Here is a 24,356-nt window from a genome sequence, read left to right on the forward strand (position 1 = left end):
ATTCTTGAGTTTTTAAACTAGCAACAACATGAAACTAAATCATTTCCTCTTATTATGCCTTTTTGCAATTGTCACTTTTGCCTGTTCTGACGATAATGTAAATCCAGTTGATACCAAAGTTACTGTTATACAATCTTCTGAATGGCAAATTGACCGTTTCACAACTACTTCTGGAGACGTGGTAGATCCAACATTATTCGGAGGAAACTCAAAATTAATTGGTGAACTTACTTATGTTTTCGATAAAACATTCACTGTACGTTCTTACGACAAAGTTTCTAAACAAGCACAAGCTTATGGTGCATGGAAATTTGTTGAAAATGACACAAAATTAGACATCAACATTCAAGGTTTTACTGGTATTTTTGAAGTGGTTTCACTGACTAAGCAAAAAATGATTTTAAAAAATAATATCGTTTATGCTGGGGTTTCAGTACCAATTCACATGGAATTTATTCCTTTTAAATAAGTAAACTTTTATTCATCCCGTAAGTTTTTTTACTTCTTTCTTAGTAAAAAAACTTACGGGTTTTTTATTGACTTTTGTTGAACAATCGACAATTGTCTTTCTAAAAACCTTTTTCCAAAGAAATTATTATTCATTTAAGGATAAAAACCTTACAATCATGAGAAAACATATATCATTAGTTTTAGAGCCAGAAATTGCTTTCGACCAAGAAAACTTCAAAAATCATTTAAGTAAATTACTTCAATTTCCTGCTGATGCAGATGCGATTGTACGTCCATTGAAGAGATCAATTGATGCCCGTGGACGACAAGTAAAAGTAAACATCGAAGCAGAAGTATTTTTGGATGAAACACCAACGCCAAGAATAGAATTTCAAAAAAACTATCAAAACGTTTCCAAAGCAAAGCAAGCAATTATTGTTGGCGCTGGACCAGCAGGATTATTTGCTGCGTTGCGCATGATAGAATTAGGCGTAAAACCAATTCTTTTAGAAAGAGGAAAAGACGTTAGAAGTAGAAGAAGAGATTTAGCAGCCATCAATAAAGAACACATCGTCAACCCTGAATCAAACTATTGTTTTGGTGAAGGTGGCGCAGGAACATATTCTGATGGGAAATTATATACCAGAAGTAAAAAAAGAGGCGATATTAGAAGGGTACTAGAAATTTTTGTAGCCCACGGTGCAACAGAAGAGATTTTAGTCGATGCACATCCGCACATTGGTACAAACAAATTACCACAATTAGTTGCTGAACTTAGAGAAAGTATTTTAAATGCTGGCGGAGAAGTACATTTTGATACCAAAGTTGTTGATTTTATCATGCAACAAAAGGAAATCAAAGGAGTTATTTTGGAAGATGGAAGAGAGATTTCTGGTATTGGAGTTGTTTTAGCTACTGGACATTCGGCAAGAGATATTTTTGAGTTATGTCAGAAAAAAGATGTTTTGATTGAATCAAAACCTTATGCAATGGGCGTTAGGATTGAGCACCAACAATCTTTAATCGACTCTTTACAATACAACTGCAAAGAACGTGGAAAATATTTGCCCGCAGCTTCTTACAGTTTGGTTGCACAAACTTTTCATAAAGGCGTGCAAAGAGGTGTATTTTCATTTTGTATGTGTCCGGGCGGATTTATTGTTCCATCGGCTACAGCTCCGGGCGAACTAGTGGTAAATGGCATGTCTCCTTCTCGTCGTGATTCTCGTTTTGCTAATTCAGGAATGGTCGTTGCCATTAATGAAATAGACGTTTTGCCTTATAAAGAATTTGGTGCTTTGGCAGGATTACAGTTACAAAAAGAACTTGAACAAAAAGCTTGTAAAATGGCAGGTGGTGGACAAACCGCACCCGCACAATTGGTAGATGATTTTATCAAACAACGTACTTCAAAAAACTTGATTGATACTTCTTATCAACCAGGACTTGTTTCGATGGATATGTTGGAAGTACTTCCAGATTTTATTGGAAAGCCTTTACAGGATGGCTTACAACAATTTGGGAAAAAGATGAGAAATTATGCTTCAAACCAAGCGCAAATTATTGGTATTGAAAGTAGAACGTCCTCTCCTGTTCGTATTCCGAGAGATAAAGAAAACCTAGAACACCTTGAAATAAAAAGATTATTCCCTTGTGGCGAAGGTGCTGGATATGCGGGCGGAATCATGTCGGCAGCGATGGATGGCGAACGTTGTGCAGAAAAATTGGTGGAAAAATATGCTAAAAGTTAATTTGTATGATAAATTAATGTTAATTTACTAATTGAATCATTTTCATAAAAACTTATCAGCCCATTCTTAATCAAACAATACAACAGCTTATGATAGGTTTTGTACCATTTATTGAAAATATAAAAAAACGGCTTCAAGAACCTTTACCGGGAAGAATTGCTCATGAAAAAATGGCATCCGATGCAAGGCTTAAATTGAAAATGCCTTCACCTAGCGAGCGCACCAGAGAAAGTGCTGTGTTGATTTTATTTTATCCACAAAACGACAAAATTTATATTCCCTTAATTTTACGTCCTCAATACGATGGCGTTCATGGCGGACAAATGGCTTTCCCTGGTGGAAGAGCTGAAAAAGAAGATGAGAACCTTGTCAGAACAGCCATGCGTGAAGCTCAAGAAGAAATTGGAGTACGTTTAACCGACGTTAAAATTCTTGGAAAACTTACTAAACTTTTTATTCCTGCTTCCAATTTTTATGTACAACCTGTGATTGGCTTTATGAGTCATAAACCTGAATTCTATCCAGATGCACGTGAAGTTGATAAAGTAGTAGAAGTAACTTTAGACGAGATTTTAAATCCAGAAATTATTGGTAGAAAAGTATTGAATGTACGTGGCGTAGAAGTAGATGCGCCTTTTTACCAAATCCAAGAACATGTAGTTTGGGGGGCTACTGCCATGATGATTGCTGAACTTGTAGCAGTACTTGAGTCGAGTAATAATTAAATTTTACATAAAAATACCTCTTTATCAATCAATCTACACTAATTTAGTAGGCGTATAAGCTACTAAACATTTTAAAGAATAGCGATGAACCTTATTATAAAAAACTCATTTTCGACTGTCGTATCATATTTTGCCATCATACTGGTTATCTGTTTTTTTTATTTCATCTGTTATTCTTATTCATTTAACTTCTTTTTTCAGGATGATTACCATCTACTCTGTTTCGTAAATACTACTCATCATTCACAGTTAAGTTTTGGAGATAAATTAAAAGCACTTTGGAGTTTACATAACGAACATCGAATTGTTTTTCCAAGACTTTTCGTTTTAATAGGAGATTATTTTCAAGGACATATCGACTGGAAAGTACTAAATACCATTGCTACTTTATATTATTTGGGCATTTTTATCATCTTCGCTAAATTTCTGCAACAGATGAAATTGGCAATTTGGTATTTAGTTCCAGTTGCTTTTTATATCTTCCAACCAGCTTGTACCGAAAATTACCTTTGGACGATTTCTACTTTACAACAAGTAGGCAATATTTTTTGGGCAATGTTACTCTTTTACACTATTAATTTTTTCAAAAAAAAATACTTCTGGGTTTCCATTCTACTCGTCATTATTCTTACGTTTACACATGGCAATGGTTTATTCAGTTTTCCAGTTGTTGCCTTAATCTTAATTTTTCAAAAAAGATTTAAAGCATTAGCTATCTGGCTATCGTTGATGATTTTCATTGCAGTAATTTACTTCTGGGGCTATCAAAACGGGCAAAATTCAAATTTGGCTGGTAGTTTAAGTAATCCAGTCAGGTTACTTTTATGCTTTGGGGCATTTTGGGGAAGTTTTATTTCTGTGGCTTCACATAGTTTAGGGACTTTCTACTTAGCGATAGCACTAGGTTTTTTTGTTTTTATCATATTATCATTTTTCAATGTAAAAACGATTTACATCAATTCACTTTACTTGTTCAAAAAAGACGACAAAAGATTAGTTAACAACTACTTAAGTAACGAAAACCTTTTTTTATTAGCATCCTTTTTATTCTTCAGCATCACTGCACTTTTGGTGGCATTAAGTAGATCTTGGTCTGGGCTAGAATCAAGTTTTGCCAACAGATATTTACATAATTCTTACATTATTTTTGTGTTATTTTACTGTGGTCTGTTATGTTACTTACCAAAATTCAGAGTACTGATTGGAAACACTTTTTTAGTGACTGGGCTTTTATTTAACCTCTTCGCTTGGTATCAAAATTTTGATAAAATTATTTTTCAAAAGCATTTGAATCAAAGTGAAGCTTATAATTATCAACACAATAAAACCACGATTGAAAACGTAGCATCATTCAATCGAAACATTAGTGTGATACTTGCTCAATCTTTTCAAAATGGGGTAAGTATTTTTCCAGAAAATTATCTAAATCAACCTATTTCAGTCATCAGTACAGATAATTCTGATGTTGAAGATAAATACAAGGTTGAAATCTCAAAAGACTCTTCTATCTTATTGGATGCCAAAAAAGCAATTTATTTACCTAAAGTACTCTTAAAAAATACGCAATTAGACTATCAAGGGCAAGCTTTTGTGCTCTTCAAATCTCCAAAGAATACTTACGTTTATCCTGTTTATCATCAAAAATCTGGACGAAGAAAATTCCTACAAATGAATCCATATTTTACGGCTGGCTTTTATACTTCAGTACTTTTAGATTCATTTGAAAAAAATACTTATCAAATTGGCATCGTCCAAAAAATAAATAATCGTATCGTCTGCCATTTTACGAAACAAACGATTGTAATTCAATAATTTAGAGCAAGTAACAATCTTTTTATCTTTGATTTTTCAATTCAAATTCGATAAAACATTGTACTCAAAGTGATGTTTTCTTGATGATAATTCATGAATGATACTAGATAGAGATGCTTTTTCTTGGCTTTTTTTGTGTAAATTAGGGTTTTGAAATACCACAAAAAACGTAGAGAAGTAAAATAAGTGTCAATGGAAAACGAAAGTCTGCCTGAAAATTTAGAAGAAAACACAAACGATAATCCTCAAGATGATGCCTTACATCAACAAGTTGCTGTGGCAGGGTTGTATGAAAACTGGTTTTTGGAATATGCTTCTTATGTAATTTTAGAAAGAGCTGTACCTGCAATTGAGGACGGATTAAAACCTGTTCAACGTCGTATTTTACACGCACTAAAAGAAATGGACGATGGCCGTTTCAATAAAGTTGCCAATGTAATCGGACAAACCATGCAATATCACCCACATGGTGATGCTTCTATCAATGAAGCAATGGTTAATTTAGGTCAGAAAGATTTAGTTTTTGATTGTCAAGGAAACTGGGGAGATTATCGCACTGGCGATGGTGCTGCGGCAGCTCGTTATATTGAGGTAAGACTTTCAAAATTTGCCCTTGATGTAATTTTCAATCCACAAACTACCGACTGGCAACTTTCTTATGACGGTCGTAAACGTGAACCTGTTGCCCTTCCAGTTAAATTCCCTTTATTATTAGCACATGGTGTAGAAGGTATTGCAGTTGGTCTTTCAACTAAAATTATGCCCCATAATTTTGTTGAATTAATTGAGGCTTCAATTGCTGTGCTTAAAAATAAGCCTTTCGAATTATATCCAGATTTTTTAACAGGGGGTTCTATTGATGTTTCTAATTATCAAGATGGGCATCGTGGTGGAAAAATTAGAGTAAGGGCTAAAATTGAAGAATTTGACAAGAAAACACTTGTTATCAAAGACATTCCTTTTTCAACAACAACTACGAATTTGATTGAATCTATCATCAAAGCAAATGATGCTGGAAAAATCAAAATCAAGAAAGTAATTGATAATACCGCTAAAGATGTAGAAATACAAGTACAATTGGCGCCGGGTGTTTCACCGGATGTTACCATTGATGCTTTGTATGCTTTTACAGATTGTGAAATTTCAATCTCGCCAAATGCCTGTGTAATTATTGCTGATAAACCTCATTTTGTTGGAGTTTCTGAAGTACTAAAAGTTTGTACACAACAAACAGTAAAACTGCTAGAAAGAGAATTAGAGATTCGAAGAGATGAATTGATGGAGAAATTATTATTTAGTTCTCTTGAAAAAATCTTTATCGAAAATCGTATCTATCGTGATATTGAAGAATGCGAAACTTTTGAAGAAGTAATAAAAACGGTTGATAAAGGTTTAGAGCCTTACAAACCTGAATTTTATAGAGAAATCGTTGAAGAAGATATTTTAAGATTATTAGAAATTCGAATCAAACGTATCTCAAAATATGATGGTTTCAAGGCAGAAGAAGCCATGAAACGCTTGCAAGAAGAATTGGCAGAAGTATTGGATAACCTTGCAAACATCATTCGTTATTCTATTGATTACTTCAAAAATATTCTAAAGAAACACGGTAAAGGTCGTGAGCGTAAAACTGAAATTAAAAACTTCAATACAATTTCTGCGGCTGTTGTAGCTGCTGCAAACCAGAAACTCTATGTTGACCGTGTTGGCGGTTTTATTGGCTATGGTTTGAAGAAAGAAGAGTATGTAATGGATTGTTCGGATATTGATGACATCATCGTTTTCCGACAAGATGGACGTTGTGTTGTTACTAAAGTTCAAGAAAAAGTATTTGTTGGAAAAGACATTATTTATGTTTCTGTTTTCAAAAAGAACGATGACAGAAAAGTATATAATTTGGCATATTTTGATGGAAAATCAGGAATTTCTTATGTAAAACGCTTTAAAGTAACAGCCGTAACTCGTGACCGTGAGTATGACTTAACGGCTGGCAATCCGAAATCTAAACTATTGTATTTTACAGCAAATGAAAACGGTGAAGCTGAAACAATTCAAATTAACCTTACCGCTTCGTGTACGGCAAGAGTGAAACAATTTGAATACGATTTCAAAGAATTACTCATCAAAGGACGAGATTCAATGGGGAATTTATTGACTAAATATCCCATCCGAAAAATTACTTTGAAATCAGCTGGCGTTTCTACTTTAGGGGGTGTTGATATTTATTACGATGAAAATGTTGGTCGCCTCAATCGAGATGAACATGGAAAGTATCTCGGAAATTTTGATGCAAAAGATAACATTTTAGTGATATACAAAGATGGTCAGTATGAGTTGACAAACTTTGAATTGACTAATCGTTATGAAGCCAAAGACATTGTTTCGCTAAGTAAATTTATTCCTGATGGAATTATTACAGCACTTTATTTCGATGGTGCTTCAAAACTCTATTATGTTAAACGTTTCAGGATAGAGACAACCACGATTGACAAAAAATTCTTGTTTATTTCGGACGAAAAAGGTTCAAAACTAATTCTAGCGAGTATTGATGTGTATCCACGCATCGAAATGACTTATAAAAAAGACAATCAATCTGGGCTAATTAAAGAAGAAGTTAATCTTGATGAAATAGCAGAAGTAAGAGGTTGGAAAGCGATGGGAAGTAAATTATCTACTTTCAAAGTACAGCAAATTACTCCTTTAGCATCGAAAATTGTAGAAGTTCCAGTAATCGAACAGGAAGAATTTTCAAAAGAGAAAGAAGAAGGTAGTCAAATAACTAAACTTATTCCTCCTGAAGAAATTGAATTTCCAGAGTCGGGCGAAGCTACAACCGGTGAACAATTAGGATTATTCTAACATTCATCAAAATACAAGAAGAAACCATTTCAAGGAAAAATACAAAAATTACTGATTATAAATACATAAAAAGATAACAAAAGATATTTTATGAGTGTTTAACAGATTTTAAGCAAACACTTATTTTTAAATCTGGCAATTACTTAATATATTTATAATCAGTAACTTCCACAATAAATGATTATCAGCACTGAAAAATACCTATGAAATATCATTGAGGGAACCATTAGATTTCACTACATCAGTAAAATGGTTCTTCAAAGGAATCATCGCATTGATTTTCTTTGCGTTGATTGGTATTTTAATGTGTAATATCTGGATTGTCTATTCTACTGATGACCGCAATTATTATAGTCTTGATAAATTACCTTCAAACGATGTTGGCCTAGTATTAGGTACAAGTAAAGCTGTGCTAGGTGGAAAAACGAATTTATTTTACAAATACAGAATGGAAGCTGCAGCTCGTTTGTACAAAGAAGGTAAAGTAAAATTTTTGATTCTCAGTGGCAATCACGACTCTGTTTTTTACAACGAACCCAATGACATGAAAAAATCTTTGATGCGTTTGGGCGTTCCTGAAAACGTACTAATTCTTGATTATGCTGGCTATCGTACTTATGATTCCATTATTCGTTGTAAAGAAGTATTTAATCAGCGAAAATTCACTATCATTTCTCAACCTACACACAATGCGAGAGCCTTGTTTCTTGCCAATAATTTAGGACTTGATGCTGTAGCATTTGCGGCACAAGATGTGCAATCAGGATACAAAACTTATTTCAGAGAATATCTCGCTCGTCCCAAAGCGATTCTTGATGTATATGTACTTGACAGAGCCAAGTATCAGGAAGCCGAAGAAGAATAATATCGTTCTTCAAACATTTTGATAGGTTCAATGGCACTTTTTACAAAATGTTTAACGTAGTCATCTTCTTTTTCTTGAAAAATCTTTTCAGGAGTATCAATTTTTAATATTTTCCCTTGACGCATAATCGCAATTTTATCTGCAACCAAAAAAGCATCTAATAAATCATGCGTTACCAATACACAAGCAATACTTTCTTTTTTGATAATCTCGACAATTTTTGAGCGCAAATGACTTCTATTGATAGAATCTAAATTACTAAAAGGTTCATCTAGCAATAAAGCTTGTGGTTCTTCAGCAATGGCACGAGCGATAGCAGTTCTTTGCTTTTCTCCGCCAGATACTTCTCTTGGTTTTTTATCTTTAATCGCAGTAATTCCACAGAGTTCTAATAATTCACTTACTCGCTTTTTTCGATATTCATGCGTATATTCAGTAAGAGCAAGGTCAATATTTTCCCAAATTTTATGTTCAGGTTTTAGTCGATAATCTTGCGGAACGAGTTTTATATTAGGAAAATCTCTAATCAATCGGTTAAAAAACAAATCAATAGTTTCTTCATTCAGCCAAAGTTTACCAGTATCAGGCATGATATTGCCTGAAATAATATTTAAAAAAGTTGTTTTCCCAGAACCACTCTCTCCTACTATTGCCAATATTTCTCCTGCCAATACTTTTATGGAAAGGTCATCAACAACTATTTTATTTTCGTACTTTTTGGTAATATTTTCTAATTTAAGCATCTATGACGTTAAATAAATTCGGCTTAAGATTGTTTCAATCCTAAGCCGAAAATGATATTTATTCAATATTTGATAAAGCTTTAGAATTACTCTTTAATCCTATCCCAGCCTATTTTTCGGTATTCTTTCAACAAAAGTAAAGCAATTATTAGTAAAATGGGCGTTAAAGTAATTAAACCATAAGAGGTTTTTCCAATAAAGTAATGAACAAAACCTAATATCGGAGCTACCAAAAACAAGAATAGAAACTTCATCCATTGATTCCCTTTAATTTTAGCATTAGCCATTTCCATTGAAAAAGGCAGTGCAAATTCTCCAGTAAAGACATTTAAACTGATAAACAAAAGTGTACTTGCCATGGCAAAAAGAATATCGTCAATCATTCCAAAACCAGCTTTTCCAATTAAAATAGCCCCAATAATGATAAAAATAGGAAGCCCAACTTTGACTAATATTGATTTCAAAGCTCCCAATAATACTTCTCCAGGATTTGTTAACGGTGCAACCCGATAAGCCCAAGATGCTTTCCAGTCATCTGAAATGTAGATTTGTTGCGAAAAAATCCAAATGAGAAACATCGCATAATACAAAATCATCAACACATTTACGTCTTGTTTTTGGCTTTGTGTAAAGTAATTGTAGATAAAATAAATCAACATTCCGAAGATTGGATAAGCCCTTACTTTAAATTTTCGGTCACGAGCGGTGATAATCCAAACCAATTCAAATGCCGATTTCTCCAAGCTTGTTTTTGTGAAAATTCCAGAAAGCACATTCAAAAAAGTACTTTTCTTAGCCGTTTTTACAGCTCTTTTTTCAGTAATTTCTGGTGTTCCTAAACCTGATAAACTTTTGGCAAAAAGTGGTGATAAGTAATTATTAATAATGTACAATGAAGCAAAAGGCACAATTAATACCAAAAGGCTAAAAATCATGTAAGGCAATTCAAAGTGTTTTGCCACAAAAGCTTCCATCACGCCTGCAAACCAAGCAGGAGGTACTAGATAATGCCACCATTTTATGACAATTTCTTGTGTTTCTGTTCCAATCAATTTATCTGTTCTTGCTATAAACTGATAGCCAACCGCTATAAAAACTGAAAAAGCAATTTGAGCATAACCAATAATATCTTTTAGTTTTTCTTCAGAAACTACTTTCGTCAATAATAAATACAGAATACTTGTCAGAAAAATAGTAATCAAACAAAGTAAAATCACACAAATGAAGAAGAGAAAACCTGCTTGCCAACCAAATTTGAAAGTTGCAAAAATGATAGAACCTAAAGAGTTAGCTAAGGTTAAAGCTCCTAAAAATACAATAATGTGAATTAAGCGAGCCATCCAAATTACTTTTCCTTCTACAGGGCGAGGCAGTAAAATGACATTATCACTTGTATCAAAAAGTACTTCAGCAAAATCTGAAATCATGTTGAAAGCCACCATAAACATGATAAAAGAGAAGCTCAACATCATCACTAAATAAACTGGTTGCTTGATGAAAAGTATCATCACCCCATAAATAAAACTAAAAAGTGCTTGGAAGAGTAATGATTTCAAAAATGTATTGCTATGCTCTTTTTTCTGTACTTGATTTCTTTGTAAACCATGAACACGACGGTTCTCCATCATCAATTTTACTTCAACAATGGCTCTCAAAGAATGATAATCTACAGCCAGCCATTTAAAAAGCCATTGAAGTTTATCTAGAAAATAAAGAATAAATTTTGTCATAATTATTGAGAGGATAAAGCTTGAATAAAATCGTCGGCACGGGTTTGATTTTCTTGATTCCCACCTGTCAAACTTCCAAAAACACTTTCAAGCGAAGCCATAGAACCTTGCGTTTTGAGCTCTTCAAAAGTACCATTAGCAACAATTTCTCCATTATTGATGATTACGATGCGGTCAGATAATTTTTCAACGACATCCATAATGTGTGAAGAATACAAAATTGTTTTACCAGCTTCTTTCAATTTTGCTAGAATTTCTTTTACCAAAATCACAGCATTGGCATCCAAACCAGAAAGAGGTTCATCCAAGAAAATAATTTCAGGATTATGAATCAAACCTGAAATCAATAATACTTTTTGTCGCATCCCTTTTGAAAAAGTACTCATTCTGGTATCAATCACTTCACTCAATCCAAACAAAGAAAGTAGTTCTGTAGCCCTTTTTTCAATTTGGGCATCTTCTAAATGATACAAGCGACCGATGAACAAAAGATATTCCATTGGCGTAAGTACTTCATAAAGCATGGCATTTTCAGGCACATAACCGATATGTTTCTTCACTTCCATCGCATCTTTAGTAACATCATAGCCTAAAATTGACACTTCGCCTGAAAAATCGCCCAAAGTTCCAATTAAGATTTTTAAAGTAGTACTTTTACCTGCACCATTTGGACCGATGTAGCCGATAATTTCGCCTCTGTAAATATCAAGATTAATGCCTTTTAAGACTTTTTTTTCGTCATAGTTTTTTTGTAGATTCCGTATTGAAATAACGGGTTTGAGTTCTTCCATTTTTTTGTTTCGGTTTAATTTATGATTTAAAATAAAATATAACTAGAACACTATAGAACATTAACGGTTTTTTCTATATTTTTGCAACAAGGTAGTCAATAAAAATTACCAAATAATCTCAATTACTTACAAACTCTGATTATGTTACTTTTAGGCTTAGATTTAGGAACTTCTTCCATCAAGGCATCTGTAGTAGATGGCTCAACAGGCAAGCTAGTTGCCTCCGCACAATATCCAGATACAGAAAACACCATTTCCTCTCCCTTTGATGGCTGGGCAGAACAAGACCCAGAAATGTGGTGGACTTGTGTGCAAGAAGCAATTCAAAGATGTAATTCATCTGGGAAATACAATCCTAAAGATATTCAAGCGGTCGGAATTGCGTATCAAATGCACGGATTAGTTATTGTAGATAGAAATCTAAGTGTTTTACGTCCTTCAATTATTTGGTGCGATAGCCGTGCGGTTGAAATAGGCAAAAAAGCTTTTGATAAAATTGGGCATGAAAAATGTCTTTGTAATTTACTAAATTCTCCTGGAAACTTCACAGCTTCTAAGTTGGCTTGGGTAAAAGAAAACGAACCTAAAATTTATGGTTCTATTTATAAAATCATGCTTCCTGGTGATTTTATTGCCATGAAACTTACAGGCGACATCACTACTTCAAATTCAGCACTTTCAGAAGGTATTTTTTGGGATTTCCAAACGAATAGCGTTTCTGAAGATGTGATGAAATGTTACGGTTTCCCTGCTACAATTTTACCAGAAATTCGTCCGCTATTTTCAAATCATGGAGAAGTAAAAAGCTCAATTGCTGATGCTTTGGGTTTAAAAGCTGGCATTCCTGTTACTTATAAATCAGGCGACCAACCTAATAATGCACTTTCACTGAACGTCCTAGATCCGGGTGAAGTAGCCGCAACAGCAGGAACTTCAGGTGTGATTTACTCGGTTTCAGACAAAGTAAGCTACGACCCAAAATCAAGAGTAAACACTTTTGCCCATGTAAATCATGAATTAAATGGGCTGAATCGTTTAGGAACACTTTTATGTATTAATGGAACGGGAATTTTAAATCGTTGGGTACGAGATAATGTAGCAAGTGGATTAAGCTATCAAGAAATGAATGCCCTTGCTTCAAAAGTAAATGAAGGTGCTGATGGGTTAAGAATTTTACCATTTGGCAACGGAGCAGAAAGAGTACTTGAAAATAAAGTAATTGGTGCTACTTTCCAGCGTTTAAATTTGAATGCTCATGCCAATGCACATATTATTCGTGCAGCACAAGAAGGAATTGCATATTCTTTAAAATACGGCATGGACATCATGGCAGAAAATGGTACTTCTCCATCAGTCATCAGAGCAGGGAAAGCCAATATGTTTTTAAGTGATATATTCTCGCAAACATTGGTAAATGTCACTGGCGTTGCTGTAGAATTATATGATACCGATGGTGCAAAAGGAGCTGCTTTGGGTTCAGGTATTGGGGTAAAATACTTTGCTAATCCAAAAGATGCTTTTGTAAATATGGAAAAAATAGGTGTTGTTGAGCCAGAAACAGAAAAAGCATCAACCTATCAAGACATTTATCAAGATTGGAAAAATATTCTTGATAACCAATTAGCTAATGATTAATTGCTGATTTGGTAAATCATTTAAACGCCTCTTCATTTTCATAAAAAATGGTGAGGCGTTTTTTCTATTATTTATTACTGAAAACATCTTCCTCACAAACTTCAACTAAAGCTTTTCCTACAAGCTTGCATTCATCTTAGATTTTTTAGGAAATAAAGCATTTGAGTTCCCTTTTTCAAATCAAGATTTAATTTCTTTGGATTTATCAGGCTTGAAAAAAGGGCTTTATCTTGTGATAATCAACAATAATCAAGAGATTTACAGTCAGAAATTTATTTTAGAATAAAATATCCCTTAAACCAATGTCAACAATTCAAGCAATTATACTTGCAATTATCGAAGGCTTAACTGAATTCCTCCCAATTTCTTCTACAGGACACATGGTATTAATGAGTTCTTACTTGGGTATTGAAAATGACAAATTCACCAAACTTTTTGAAGTTTGTATTCAACTTGGAGCTATTTTAGCTGTTGTTGTGTTGTACTGGAAAAAGTTTTTTGATTTTTCTAAATGGCAATTTTATGTAAAACTTGCTTTAGCTGTTGTTCCAGCCTTAATTTTCGGCAAACTATTTGACGACCTTATTGACGAACATTTGGGCAATCCAGTTTTTATTGCTACAGTATTGTTAGTTGGAGGTATCATTTTATTGTTCGTAGATAATTGGTTCAAAAATCCAGTGATTACTGAAGAACCAGATATTAATAATGTAACAGCCATTAAAATCGGAGCATACCAATGTTTAGCCATTATGTTTCCGGGTTTAAGTAGAAGTGCCGCAACAATTATTGGTGGTATGCAACAAAAATTAAGTAGAAGTTTGGCAGCAGAATTCTCTTTCTTTTTGGCAGTTCCAACAATGACAGCGGCTACTGGTTATAAATTATTGAAATTCATCTCGGATGAAGGAAGTATTACAGGAGATCAAATTAAACTTTTAGCCATCGGAAATGTTGTTGCATTTATCGTTGCTGTTTTAGCCATCAAATTTTTTATTACTATTTTAAACAAATATGGTTTTAAATATTTTGGCATTTATCGTATCATCGTCGGAATCGTCATTTTAGCTTTGACGGTTGGCTCACATTAATAATGAATCAAGAAGAAACTATACAAAAGAATATTAATCAGACCTCTCCAGACCCTGGGGAGGTTTTATTGATTGATAAACCCCTTACTTGGACATCATTTGATGTCGTTAAGAAATTAAAATTTGCTGGTAAATTCAAAAAAATCGGTCATGCTGGTACTCTCGACCCTTTAGCAACAGGTTTATTAATTCTTTGCACTGGAAAAATGACCAAGCAAATTGATTCTTTCCAAGCACAAGAAAAAGAATATTCCGGCACTTTCGTTTTAGGCAAAACAACGCCTTCGATAGACTTAGAAACAGGATTTGACGAAGAATTTCCGACTGAACATATCAACGAAACGATACTTCAAGAAGCTTTAAGTAAATTTCAAGGAAAAATTTTACAGATTCCTCCGATTTACTCTGCCATTCAAGTAAATGGGAAAAGGCTTTATGAATTAGCCAGAAAGGGGAAAACAGATGCAGACATTGAAATCAAATCAAGAGAAGTAGAAATCTCTAAATTTGAGATTGATAGCAGTAATTTCCCAGAAATTAGCTTCACAGTCGTTTGCTCTAAAGGGACTTATATCAGAAGTTTAGTGCGTGACTTTGGTTTGGCTTGCCAATCAGGCGCTTATTTAAGTTCATTAAGAAGAGAAAAAATCGGTGAATTTGATGTTAAAAATGCACTAACAATTCAAGAGTTTATTGAGCAAAGAAAAGTGGATTAGTAATTTTAAATTTTATTGTAATAAGTAATAATGTAAAGGATAAAACTCTGTTATCGTCCAACTCATAAAAGATCTTGAACAGAGCTAATATAAAAATGCAAGTTTACCACGGAATACAGGAATTCAAAAAATTAGACCATGCGGTAGTCACTAGTGGAACATTTGATGGTGTACATCTTGGACATCAAAAAATATTAAATCGCTTGAATGAAGTAGCTTTACAGACGCAAGGAGAAAGTGTTGTAATTACTTTTTATCCACATCCACGAAGCGTTATTTCTTCTGATAATCAGACCATCAAGTTACTTTCCACACTCGATGAAAAGATTGAACTCTTAGAACAAAATGGCGTACAACATCTTTTGATTATTCCATTTACCAGAGAGTTTTCAGAGCTTTCATCCGAAGAATTTATTCAAAAGATTCTTATCGAAATCATCGGCACTAAAACGCTTGTCATTGGCTATGACCATCGTTTTGGAAGAAATCGTGAAGGAGGATTCGATTACTTGAAAACTAATGCTTCAAGATATGGATTTTCAATTGAAGAAATCGCCCGTCAAGATATTGATAATGTAGGTGTAAGTTCTTCAAAAATCAGAAAAGCATTATTAGAAGGAAATGTTCAGTCTGCCGACCACCTCTTGGGTAGAAACTATTCTATCTCAGGACTTATCGTAAAAGGCAAACAACTAGGTAGAACTATTGGCTTCCCTACTGCTAATATTCAAGTAAGAGAAGTAGCTAAACTAATTCCTTCTGATGGCGTTTATGCAGTAAAAGTGCATTATAATGATGAAACTTTTGGAGGAATGCTAAACATTGGTAATCGTCCAACAGTAGATGGTACTTATCAGACAATTGAAGTAAATATTTTCGATTTCAATCGAGAAATTTATGGAGAAAATCTCAGTGTAGAATTTATTACGAAAGTCCGAAACGAACAAAAATTCAGTGGTTTAGATGCTCTAAAAGCCCAAATTGCCAAAGATCAAGAAGTAATCAAAGATATTTTACAGCGTACAGAAAATTAATTTAAAAAGTAAGTAAAACCTTATTTTTGATAACACTTCAACAAAAAAGGTCGATTCAATTTAATGAATCGACCTTTTTCTATTTAAAATTACTCTCTATTCTTCTGTTGCAGTAGTTGCTAGAATTCTTGAAAGTGTTAATGAATCTCCTTCGCCTGAGTAATCTGCCAAGATAACATCGCCATTAGCTAAATCACCTTTTAAAATTTCTTCGGCAACTGGGTCTTCTAAATAACGTTGAATTGCACGATTTAAAGGTCTTGCACCGTATTGCGAATCATATCCTTTTTCAGCAATAAAGTCTTTTGCTTTTTCTGTCAATTCAACGGTATAACCAAGATTTGTAATTCTGATGAATAATTTATTCAACATCAAATCAATGATTTGGTGAATGTGCTCACGTTCTAATGAATTAAACACGATTACATCATCCAAACGATTTAAGAACTCTGGAGAGAAAGCCTTTTTCAAAGCATTCTGAATAGTTCCTTTCATCGCATCATCTAAACCATCAACTTTAGTTTTTGTAGAGAAACCTATACCTGTTCCAAAATCTTTCAAATCTCTTGCTCCGATATTTGAAGTCATGATGATAATAGTATTTCTGAAATCTACTCTTCTACCTAAACCATCCGTTAAAATACCATCGTCCAATACTTGCAATAAGATATTGAATACATCTGGGTGAGCTTTCTCTATTTCATCCAACAATACTACGGCATAAGGTTTACGGCGAATCTTTTCAGTTAACTGTCCACCTTCTTCGTAACCAACATATCCCGGAGGAGCTCCGACTAAACGAGATACACTGAATTTCTCCATGTACTCACTCATGTCGATTCTTACTAAAGCATCATCTTTATCGAATAAATATGTCGCTAAAACTTTCGCTAATTCTGTTTTACCTACACCAGTTGGTCCTAAGAAAATAAACGAACCGATTGGTTTTTTAGGATCTTTCAAGCCAACTCTTGTACGTTGAATAGCTTTAACAAGTTTAGCAATGGCTGGATTTTGCCCTATTACTTTACCTTGCAATTCTTCATTCATATTCAGAAGTTTTTGTCCTTCTGTAGCAGCTACACGATTCACTGGAATACCAGTCATTTGTGCAATTACTTCAGCAACACTTTCTTCTGAAACTGTATAACGACGACGTTTGGTATCTTCTTCCCAATCACGTTTTGCACGGTCTAATTGGTCTAACAAACGTTTTTCACGGTCACGTAGCTGAGCAGCCTCTTCGTATTTCTGCGATTTAACTACTGCATTTTTCTCTTTCTTGATATTTTCGATAGCTTCTTCCAAACGAACAATATCTTCAGGAACAGTAATATTTGAAATATGAACTCTTGCTCCTACTTCATCCATTACGTCAATCGCTTTGTCTGGTAAGAATCTGTCAGAAATATAACGTTCTGATAATTTTACTGCTTGCTCGATTGCCTCATCTGTATAAGTTACGTGGTGATGATCTTCGTACTTATCTTTGATGTTGTTCAAAATTTCAATTGTTTCTTCGATAGAAGTTGCATCAACCATTACTGTTTGGAAACGACGAGCCAAAGCTCCGTCTTTTTCAATGTACTGACGATACTCATCTAAAGTAGTTGCCCCGATAACTTGGATATCACCACGAGCTAAAGCTGGTTTGAACATATTTGAAGCATCTAAAGAACCAGAAGCTCCACCAGCACCAACAATGGTATGCAATTCATCGATGAACAAAATCACATCTGGTGATTTTTCCAATTCGTTCATTACAGCTTTCATTCTTTCTTCAAACTGACCACGGTATTTTGTACCAGCCACTAATGAAGCCAAATCTAGTGTAACAACTCTTTTACCGAATAAAACACGAGATACTTTTTTCTGAACAATTCTTAATGCTAAACCTTCAGCGATGGCTGTTTTACCCACACCAGGCTCACCAATCAAAATAGGATTGTTTTTCTTTCTACGTGAAAGAATTTGAGCAACTCTTTCTATTTCTTTTTCACGCCCAACAATTGGGTCAAGTTTACCCGCTTCTGCAACTTTTGTTAAATCCCTACCGAAATTATCTAATACAGGAGTTTTAGATTTTTCCGTTCCTTTATTGGCGGTAGAACTTCCTCCAGCTGCATTTCCACTTGCAAACATTCTTGCATCATCATCATTATCGTCTGTGTCAGACGGGCCTGATTTGATATTAGGGTTTGATTGATATTCCACCATATCCTTAATTAATTCATAATGTATCTGGAACTTCTCAAGAATTTGTTTGGCCAAATTATCCTCATCTCTAAGGATTGCCATTAGTAAATGTTCCGTTCCGACAAGGTTAGTTTTAAAAATTCTTGCCTCCAAGTAGGTGACTCTCAACACTTTTTCGCATTGTCTTGAAAGTGGAATATCTTGTTTGTTTTTGATAGTGTACGTAGATCTAACCGTACTCTTTGTAGCTTGTTCTATAGTAACACGCAAATCATCAAGGCTAGTGCCACATTTTTTAATCAAATCAAGAGCAATGCCTTCGCCTTCTCTGATCATACCTAAAATAAGATGTTCCGTCCCGATGTAATCATGCCCAAGCCTGATTGCCTCCTCACGTGCGAGTGAGATAACCTCTTTTACTCTGTTTGAAAATTTTGCCTCCATGCTTAGAGTTTTTGAGTTATAGCGTTATAAAACCTCAGAGTTCAGTTGGTAAGAATGATGGAATAATCCAATTTTCTTTACACTGAGGCTGAAGGTAATCTCTGTTTTTCTTTAAAATTACTTTCTGTAAATCTCTTCCAGATTATATACTAAACACTAATTTATTGTTGTTTGTTCATTTACTAATGAGCTTTGAAGTATCTTTAAAGATTGGCTTCCCTGACAAAATAGCAAATCTAGGATAGATAAATTAGGTACAAATTCGTTGCCAAAGTTCTGGCGATATGCGATTGGATTATAAATACCATTCAATGAAAAATCTGTTTTGGGATGAATTTTACTCCTAAAATCGCTCTCCACATTTTTTTCATATTTTTCTGTAAATATAATCTTTTTTTCGAGACGTAAAAGTTTCAGACAAATTGACAGCAATTCTAAATTCAAATCGAACAAAAAGTCAGGCTTTTTTTCAATAATATTTTTAAAATATTCTGAATAATATTCAAAAAAAGGTGATTTTCCGTATGCAGAATGAATAGCACCCCAATGTCGGCGAATCCAATCTTGATGATACTCTATCTTTAAATCTCGAATTAATACTTTTGAATTTCCATTTTTTACTGGGATAGACAGCGTATCAATCTTATTAGTTGTCTGAATTATACAACGATTTCGGTAACTTTGCTTTTCGTAATATTCGTGTGCTTCAATAACAATTGTGTCGTGCTGAAGTAAACACACAAAATATTCGAGACTGGGTAAATATTGTAAATCAATTATCATTTCCCTAAAATACAGCAGAATGATTTAATTTCAAATTTTTATACCAAAATCATTCTATTTTTCAAGAAAAAATACAAATTACCAAAAGTTAATATGCTTTTCTTCAAGATTCTTGCGGCTTTACCATTTTGGATGCTTTATCGCATTTCTGACTTTGCTTACTTTTTGCTTTTTAGAGTAATTAAATATCGCAAAAAAGTCGTTTTAGAAAACCTTCGAAATTCCTTTCCCGAAAAATCAGAAAAGGAAATCAATGAAATTGCTAAAGGTTTTTATCATCACTTAGCTGATGTATTTATCGAATTCTTTAAAGGTTTAAGTATTTCGGCAGAAGAAGTAACACAACGAGTGCAAGTAAATAATATAGAAGTTGTGAAAAAGTATTTAGACAATAACATTCCAATCATTTTTGTTGGCGGGCATCAAGGAAATTGGGAATGGGCTATTCATTCTGTTAGTTTAAATGGTGTTGATTTAGATGTTGTCTATCAAAAACTCAGTAGTCCATTTTTTGATAATCTTACTTATCAAATCAGAAATCGTTTTGGTGCTTTTTTAATTGAAAGAAAAGATACTATAAAAGTAACAATTGAAAGAAAAGACAAAGTCAGAGCTATTTGTTTGGCGGCTGACCAAATTCCTAGTCATTTGAAATCTGCCTATTGGACAAACTTTTTGAATCAAGATTCTGCTTTTTTTACTGGACCAGAGCGTATTGCACGAAAATTTGATTATCCTGTTATTTTCATGGAATTTGTCAGAAAAAAGAGAGGATATTATGATATGAATCTTTCAGAAATAGCAAGTCCTCCTTACGAAAATCTCAGTCCTAATGAAATTCTTGAGCGTTTTGTTCAAACATTAGACGCTTCAATAAAACAAAATCCATCTTCTTACTTATGGTCGCACAGAAGATGGAAACATAAAAGAAGTGTCTCAGAAGAAGCTTAAACTAGTTTTTAAAGCTTTAAAAAACAAAAATGTTGGCAAGTCTTCAATTGCCAACATTTTATAAGTAAATAGATAAATCTCCTAATCCCTGACGAATAATTTCAAAATCATCATTGGTGGCATCTACAATGGTTGAAGGCATATTATTTCCATAACCTCCATCAATAACAATATCTACCTGATTTTGGAATTTCTCGAAAATCAATTCTGGGTCGGTTGAATACTCCACGATACTATCATCATCATAAATTGAAGTAGTAACAATTGGGTTTCCAAGTTCTTCTACGATTAATCTCGGAATTTCATTATCAGGAATTCTGACACCAACTGTTTTTTTACTTTGTGATAACACTTTTGGCACTTTATTATTCCCTTCCAAAACAAAAGTAAAAGGACCTGGCAAAGCTTTTTTCATTAATTTAAAGCAAGTATTTGATACTTTTGCATAATCTGCAATATGGCTTAAATCATTACAAATAAATGAAAAATTGTTCTTACTAGGTTTTATTCCTTTGATTTGACAAACCCTTTCCACAGCACGAGTATTATGAATATCGCAACCCATTCCATAAACTGTATCGGTTGGATAAATAATTACTCCTCCGTTTTTTAGGCAATCAACAATATGATTTATTTTTTTCATATCGGTGCCTTTTTCGTATAATTTTATAAATTCAGCCATCAGTTTTATCAGATTGTTTAATTTGTTGTACCTAAAATAATAAAATGTTCGTCACTAAACCTTCAAATAAAAAAACAAAAATTCTGCATATTGCTACTGGTAATTATTCACCAAGGGTAATAAAAGAAGTAAGTACTTTAGTTGAACATTACGAAGTCTATGTAATTCAAGCTGTTAGATTAAAAGACAGTGAATCTAAAGCTCATTTTTATCACATCAATTATTACCCACAACTTTGGAAAAGAATCTGTTTTAATTTTCCAAAAATCCTATTTTGGTATTTTAAAATTCAGCCCAAAGTCGTTCATATCCATGTGATTGAGTTAATCCCGATTGCCTATCTATTTTCTTTACTCAAGACAAAAGTTGTTTTTGACATCTACGAAGATTTTCATAAAAAACTTCCAACAAAGCAGAAAAACAACATTCTTTTATCATTGTTTTCGTATTTCGACAAACTTTCTTCAAAACATTTCAACCTAATTTTTGCTGAAAATACTTATCTGACGAGTTATCCCAACATTATAAAAAATCACGAAGTCATTTTAAATTTTCCTCGAAAAGCCGACTTTGAAACTATTTATTTCCATTTCAACATTACAAACCCTGAAGTTTTTTATATCGGACAAATCTCAAATAATCGATGTATTGAAAAACTCTTGGAGGCAATCTATCTATTAAAAGAGCTTTATCCAAACATCAAATTGCATTTATTTGGATATTTTTCAAGTAATGATTTCCCAAGAAAACTAGAAGTATTAATAAAAGAATATGATTTAGAAGAAAATGTTTTAAAATATGGGATGACGTCTTTTAAAGAAGCAGCCGAAATTGCTAAAAATGCTTTTGTTGGAATCGCTTTACTCAAAGATATTGGTGATTATAAAATCTCGTATCCTACCAAAATGTTTGAATATATGGCGTCTGGTTTGCCTGTAATTACTTCAAATTTTAAACATTGTTTATCGGTAATTAATTCCACAAAAGCTGGGTTTGGAGTAAACCCTGAAAGTGTTCAAGAGATTTTTGAAGTTATTAATTGGTTTATTCAAAACCCAAAAGAAGCGAAAGAAATGGGAAATTTAGGAAAAGAAGCCATTCAAAAACAATATAATTGGGAAAGTGAAGCTAAAAAATTAATAGCGTTTTATCAGAAAGTATTGGCTGATTAAAGTCTAAATGTATTAAATTTCAGATAAACAAAGTTCAATGGAATACTAAATCTAATGATAATACAAAGTAATTTACTCTTAAAAGTATGTCCTTTTAGCTGGTTTAGCATTTTAATTACTTCTTCACCTGCTTCAAAATTCTCAGTAAAAGCACATTGTTTTAACACTAAATAAAGCCTTTTAGCTAGGGCTTCATTTTCAGTTTCGTTACGATTTAAACTTTGTACTTTGGCACAAACTTTTACCGTTGAAACAACTAATTGATTCTTTTTTTGAATAAATCTGGAAGAAAGTGACGATGATACTTTTCTTTGAAAAGTCAACATTTCTGGCAAGTAAGCATATTCCCAATTTCTTGATGAACGAATCCAAAAATCGAAATCTTCATACGCTAATGTTTCATCATAGCCATTCAAACTATCCAATACTTCTTTTTTTATCATCATTGTAGAAGGCAGAATAAAAGATTGCTCTATTAATTTTGAATAAATATTTCCTTCAGGAATACTTTGGTTTTCATCATCATATAAAGTTCTCAAAGTATTTCCTTGCTCATCTATAAAAATGGCATTTGAAAAAACTACTCCACACGAATCACTCAATGATTCAAAATACTTTACTTGCTTTTCTATTCTGGTATTTTCTAAGACATCATCTGTCGCTAAATCAATGATATATTTCCCTTTAGCCAATAAAAGTGCTTGATTGAATGATTTACAATTTCCAATATTCTTTTCATTAAAAAACCATTGAACTGCTGGAAAATCTTGAAGTAAAGCTAGTATTTTTTGTTGACTATCATCTTCACTCGCATCATCAACAACTATTAATTGAATTGCCTTATAAGTTTGATGAAGTACTGAAGAAAGAGATTCTATCAGAAATGCTGAATGATTGTAACAAAGGGCTATGACAGTAACAATAGGTAGGTTTTCAGGATTTTTCATATTGTAGAAATACTTGTTTAATTATGTTTCAGTTTCAATCGCTTTTTTAGATTCGGTTGACCCGTATAAAGTTTCAGCAATACTTGCATTGATTTCAAAACCTAAAATCAAAACTAAAGCAACCAAATAAAGCCAAACCATTAAGGCGATAAAAGTACCGATTGCACCATAAAGTTTATTGTACGTTGCAAAATTTGAGAGGTAATAAGAAAACAAATTTGAGAGAAGAATCGTAAGAATTGAAGCCGTGATAGAACCTGCATTGATAAATTTCCATTTTTTATGAATGGCTGGCGCCCAATAATAAATGATGGAAATGGTAATAAAAAACACTAAAAATATTACCAAATAAGTAAGTAACTGTAAGGCGTAAAAAGTAAAATCTCGATTCATGATTCCTTCATCAAACAAGAAATCTACAATCAATCGACCCACAATCAAGAAACCTATCGCTACAATCAACACAAAAGTGAGTAGGAAATTTAACATCACTGCAATCAGCCTTGCTTTAATAAAACCACGTTGTTCAGAGGTTTTATACGTTAGGTTAAAAGCTCTCATCAAAGCCATCATTCCACTTGTAGAAGCATATAAAGCAAAGATAAAACCCAATGAAAGTACTCCTCCACGTGGTTTACTTACGATTTCAATAATGGTTTCTTGTGCTTCGTGGAAAATTCCTTTGGGCAATACTTCTGAAAGTAACGCAATAATTTTTAAATCAAGATGATTAACAGGAATGTATGGAATGAGTGAGAAAAGGAAAATTATCGTAGGGAATATCGCTAAAGTAAAATTATAAGCCACAGCCGCCGCACGAACATCAATATCAAACTGAAGAATTTTATTGATTAATACTTCTAATACTTGATATACAGTTTTTGCTGCATTTTCTAAATGATAGGTCTTCAAGAAAAGGCGAAAACGGTAATAGAGTTCTGTATGTTTTATTTTTTCTAGCATTTCCAATTTTATATGA

The 24,356-nt window shown here is 33.3% G+C and carries 21 protein-coding genes; 13 read left to right on the forward strand and 8 right to left on the reverse strand.

The window, feature by feature from the left end:
- The first annotated feature begins 28 nt into the window (after positions 1 to 28).
- From ABID42_RS19120 to ABID42_RS19145, 6 genes are all read left to right on the forward strand, one after another.
- Complete coding sequence (locus ABID42_RS19120; RefSeq protein WP_323689179.1) at positions 29 to 469, forward strand: hypothetical protein; 441 nt, start codon at positions 29 to 31, stop codon at positions 467 to 469.
- Between the two features lie 157 nt (positions 470 to 626).
- Positions 627 to 2,201 (forward strand): NAD(P)/FAD-dependent oxidoreductase, encoded by a 1,575-nt coding sequence (locus ABID42_RS19125; protein WP_367285033.1) that lies wholly within the window; start codon positions 627 to 629, stop codon positions 2,199 to 2,201.
- Between the two features lie 89 nt (positions 2,202 to 2,290).
- Complete coding sequence (locus ABID42_RS19130; protein ID WP_323689177.1) at positions 2,291 to 2,926, forward strand: NUDIX hydrolase; 636 nt, start codon at positions 2,291 to 2,293, stop codon at positions 2,924 to 2,926.
- Positions 2,927 to 3,010: 84 nt separating this feature from the next.
- Entirely contained in the window at positions 3,011 to 4,738 is a 1,728-nt protein-coding gene (locus ABID42_RS19135; protein ID WP_367285034.1) for a hypothetical protein, read from the forward strand.
- A gap of 192 nt (positions 4,739 to 4,930) precedes the next feature.
- A complete protein-coding gene (locus tag ABID42_RS19140; protein WP_367285035.1) occupies positions 4,931 to 7,597 on the forward strand; it encodes a DNA gyrase/topoisomerase IV subunit A in 2,667 nt (888 codons plus the stop codon).
- 214 nt (positions 7,598 to 7,811) lie between these two features.
- On the forward strand, positions 7,812 to 8,462 hold the full coding sequence (locus tag ABID42_RS19145; RefSeq protein ID WP_367285036.1) for a SanA/YdcF family protein: 651 nt from the start codon (positions 7,812 to 7,814) through the stop codon (positions 8,460 to 8,462).
- On the opposite strand, the gene ABID42_RS19150 is transcribed toward ABID42_RS19145, so the two are convergent.
- The 3 genes from ABID42_RS19150 to ABID42_RS19160 form a co-directional block, all read right to left on the reverse strand.
- Positions 8,441 to 9,205, reverse strand: coding sequence for an ABC transporter ATP-binding protein (locus tag ABID42_RS19150; protein ID WP_367285037.1), 765 nt, complete (start codon positions 9,203 to 9,205; stop codon positions 8,441 to 8,443). The two genes, ABID42_RS19145 and ABID42_RS19150, sit on opposite strands and share 22 nt — an antisense overlap.
- 86 nt (positions 9,206 to 9,291) lie before the next feature.
- Positions 9,292 to 10,935: a hypothetical protein gene (locus tag ABID42_RS19155; protein WP_367285038.1), complete on the reverse strand. Its 1,644-nt coding sequence runs from the start codon at positions 10,933 to 10,935 to the stop codon at positions 9,292 to 9,294.
- Between the two features lie 2 nt (positions 10,936 to 10,937).
- A complete protein-coding gene (locus ABID42_RS19160; RefSeq protein ID WP_367285039.1) occupies positions 10,938 to 11,726 on the reverse strand; it encodes an ABC transporter ATP-binding protein in 789 nt (262 codons plus the stop codon).
- Positions 11,727 to 11,867: 141 nt separating this feature from the next.
- On the opposite strand from ABID42_RS19160, the gene ABID42_RS19165 reads away from it, so the two are divergent.
- The 5 genes from ABID42_RS19165 (at position 11,868) to ABID42_RS19185 (ending at position 16,202) form a co-directional block, all read left to right on the forward strand.
- Complete coding sequence (locus ABID42_RS19165; RefSeq protein ID WP_367285040.1) at positions 11,868 to 13,361, forward strand: xylulokinase; 1,494 nt, start codon at positions 11,868 to 11,870, stop codon at positions 13,359 to 13,361.
- Between the two features lie 133 nt (positions 13,362 to 13,494).
- Complete coding sequence (locus tag ABID42_RS19170; protein ID WP_367285092.1) at positions 13,495 to 13,647, forward strand: T9SS type A sorting domain-containing protein; 153 nt, start codon at positions 13,495 to 13,497, stop codon at positions 13,645 to 13,647.
- Between the two features lie 16 nt (positions 13,648 to 13,663).
- Entirely contained in the window at positions 13,664 to 14,452 is a 789-nt protein-coding gene (locus ABID42_RS19175; RefSeq protein WP_323689169.1) for an undecaprenyl-diphosphate phosphatase, read from the forward strand.
- Positions 14,453 to 14,454: 2 nt separating this feature from the next.
- Positions 14,455 to 15,168 (forward strand): tRNA pseudouridine(55) synthase TruB, encoded by a 714-nt coding sequence (truB, locus tag ABID42_RS19180; RefSeq protein WP_367285041.1) that lies wholly within the window; start codon positions 14,455 to 14,457, stop codon positions 15,166 to 15,168.
- 95 nt (positions 15,169 to 15,263) lie between these two features.
- On the forward strand, positions 15,264 to 16,202 hold the full coding sequence (locus tag ABID42_RS19185; protein ID WP_367285042.1) for a bifunctional riboflavin kinase/FAD synthetase: 939 nt from the start codon (positions 15,264 to 15,266) through the stop codon (positions 16,200 to 16,202).
- A gap of 96 nt (positions 16,203 to 16,298) precedes the next feature.
- On the opposite strand, the gene ABID42_RS19190 is transcribed toward ABID42_RS19185, so the two are convergent.
- Together ABID42_RS19190 and ABID42_RS19195 are read right to left on the reverse strand one after the other, a co-directional pair.
- Positions 16,299 to 18,842 (reverse strand): ATP-dependent Clp protease ATP-binding subunit, encoded by a 2,544-nt coding sequence (locus ABID42_RS19190; protein ID WP_323689166.1) that lies wholly within the window; start codon positions 18,840 to 18,842, stop codon positions 16,299 to 16,301.
- Positions 18,843 to 18,998: 156 nt separating this feature from the next.
- Positions 18,999 to 19,625 carry a WbqC family protein gene (locus tag ABID42_RS19195; protein ID WP_323689165.1) on the reverse strand — a complete coding sequence of 209 codons (627 nt, stop codon included), beginning with the start codon at positions 19,623 to 19,625 and terminating at the stop codon, positions 18,999 to 19,001.
- 93 nt (positions 19,626 to 19,718) lie between these two features.
- Here ABID42_RS19195 and ABID42_RS19200 point away from each other — a divergent pair, with 93 nt between their 5' ends.
- Positions 19,719 to 20,576, forward strand: coding sequence for a lysophospholipid acyltransferase family protein (locus ABID42_RS19200; RefSeq protein WP_367285043.1), 858 nt, complete (start codon positions 19,719 to 19,721; stop codon positions 20,574 to 20,576).
- 58 nt (positions 20,577 to 20,634) lie between these two features.
- Here the strand turns inward: ABID42_RS19200 and ABID42_RS19205 are convergent, their stop codons facing one another.
- Entirely contained in the window at positions 20,635 to 21,261 is a 627-nt protein-coding gene (locus ABID42_RS19205; protein ID WP_323689241.1) for an L-threonylcarbamoyladenylate synthase, read from the reverse strand.
- Positions 21,262 to 21,302: 41 nt separating this feature from the next.
- On the opposite strand from ABID42_RS19205, the gene ABID42_RS19210 reads away from it, so the two are divergent.
- On the forward strand, positions 21,303 to 22,430 hold the full coding sequence (locus ABID42_RS19210; RefSeq protein ID WP_367285044.1) for a glycosyltransferase: 1,128 nt from the start codon (positions 21,303 to 21,305) through the stop codon (positions 22,428 to 22,430).
- On the opposite strand, the gene ABID42_RS19215 is transcribed toward ABID42_RS19210, so the two are convergent.
- On the reverse strand, positions 22,427 to 23,377 hold the full coding sequence (locus ABID42_RS19215) for a glycosyltransferase family 2 protein (RefSeq protein WP_367285045.1): 951 nt from the start codon (positions 23,375 to 23,377) through the stop codon (positions 22,427 to 22,429). The two genes, ABID42_RS19210 and ABID42_RS19215, sit on opposite strands and share 4 nt — an antisense overlap.
- A gap of 21 nt (positions 23,378 to 23,398) precedes the next feature.
- Entirely contained in the window at positions 23,399 to 24,340 is a 942-nt protein-coding gene (locus tag ABID42_RS19220; RefSeq protein WP_367285046.1) for a YihY/virulence factor BrkB family protein, read from the reverse strand.
- Between the last annotated feature and the right edge of the window lie 16 nt (positions 24,341 to 24,356).

Source organism: Arcicella rosea, from assembly GCF_040543805.1.
In the GTDB taxonomy this organism is placed as follows: domain Bacteria; phylum Bacteroidota; class Bacteroidia; order Cytophagales; family Spirosomataceae; genus Arcicella; species Arcicella rosea.

Bases quoted from the DNA above. Each gene is read 5' to 3' on its own strand.
- ABID42_RS19220 (WP_367285046.1), bottom strand. From the start codon at position 24,340: ATGCTAGAAAAAATAAAACATACAGAACTCTATTACCGTTTTCGCCTT.
- ABID42_RS19165 (WP_367285040.1), top strand. From the start codon at position 11,868: ATGTTACTTTTAGGCTTAGATTTAGGAACTTCTTCCATCAAGGCATCT.
- ABID42_RS19135 (WP_367285034.1), top strand. From the start codon at position 3,011: ATGAACCTTATTATAAAAAACTCATTTTCGACTGTCGTATCATATTTT.
- ABID42_RS19190 (WP_323689166.1), bottom strand. From the start codon at position 18,842: ATGGAGGCAAAATTTTCAAACAGAGTAAAAGAGGTTATCTCACTCGCA.
- ABID42_RS19185 (WP_367285042.1), top strand. From the start codon at position 15,264: ATGCAAGTTTACCACGGAATACAGGAATTCAAAAAATTAGACCATGCG.
- ABID42_RS19125 (WP_367285033.1), top strand. From the start codon at position 627: ATGAGAAAACATATATCATTAGTTTTAGAGCCAGAAATTGCTTTCGAC.
- ABID42_RS19130 (WP_323689177.1), top strand. From the start codon at position 2,291: ATGATAGGTTTTGTACCATTTATTGAAAATATAAAAAAACGGCTTCAA.
- truB (WP_367285041.1), top strand. From the start codon at position 14,455: ATGAATCAAGAAGAAACTATACAAAAGAATATTAATCAGACCTCTCCA.
- ABID42_RS19120 (WP_323689179.1), top strand. From the start codon at position 29: ATGAAACTAAATCATTTCCTCTTATTATGCCTTTTTGCAATTGTCACT.
- ABID42_RS19200 (WP_367285043.1), top strand. From the start codon at position 19,719: ATGCTTTTCTTCAAGATTCTTGCGGCTTTACCATTTTGGATGCTTTAT.
- ABID42_RS19195 (WP_323689165.1), bottom strand. From the start codon at position 19,625: ATGATAATTGATTTACAATATTTACCCAGTCTCGAATATTTTGTGTGT.
- ABID42_RS19215 (WP_367285045.1), bottom strand. From the start codon at position 23,377: ATGAAAAATCCTGAAAACCTACCTATTGTTACTGTCATAGCCCTTTGT.
- ABID42_RS19175 (WP_323689169.1), top strand. From the start codon at position 13,664: ATGTCAACAATTCAAGCAATTATACTTGCAATTATCGAAGGCTTAACT.
- ABID42_RS19150 (WP_367285037.1), bottom strand. From the start codon at position 9,205: ATGCTTAAATTAGAAAATATTACCAAAAAGTACGAAAATAAAATAGTT.
- ABID42_RS19140 (WP_367285035.1), top strand. From the start codon at position 4,931: ATGGAAAACGAAAGTCTGCCTGAAAATTTAGAAGAAAACACAAACGAT.
- ABID42_RS19155 (WP_367285038.1), bottom strand. From the start codon at position 10,935: ATGACAAAATTTATTCTTTATTTTCTAGATAAACTTCAATGGCTTTTT.
- ABID42_RS19210 (WP_367285044.1), top strand. From the start codon at position 21,303: ATGTTCGTCACTAAACCTTCAAATAAAAAAACAAAAATTCTGCATATT.
- ABID42_RS19160 (WP_367285039.1), bottom strand. From the start codon at position 11,726: ATGGAAGAACTCAAACCCGTTATTTCAATACGGAATCTACAAAAAAAC.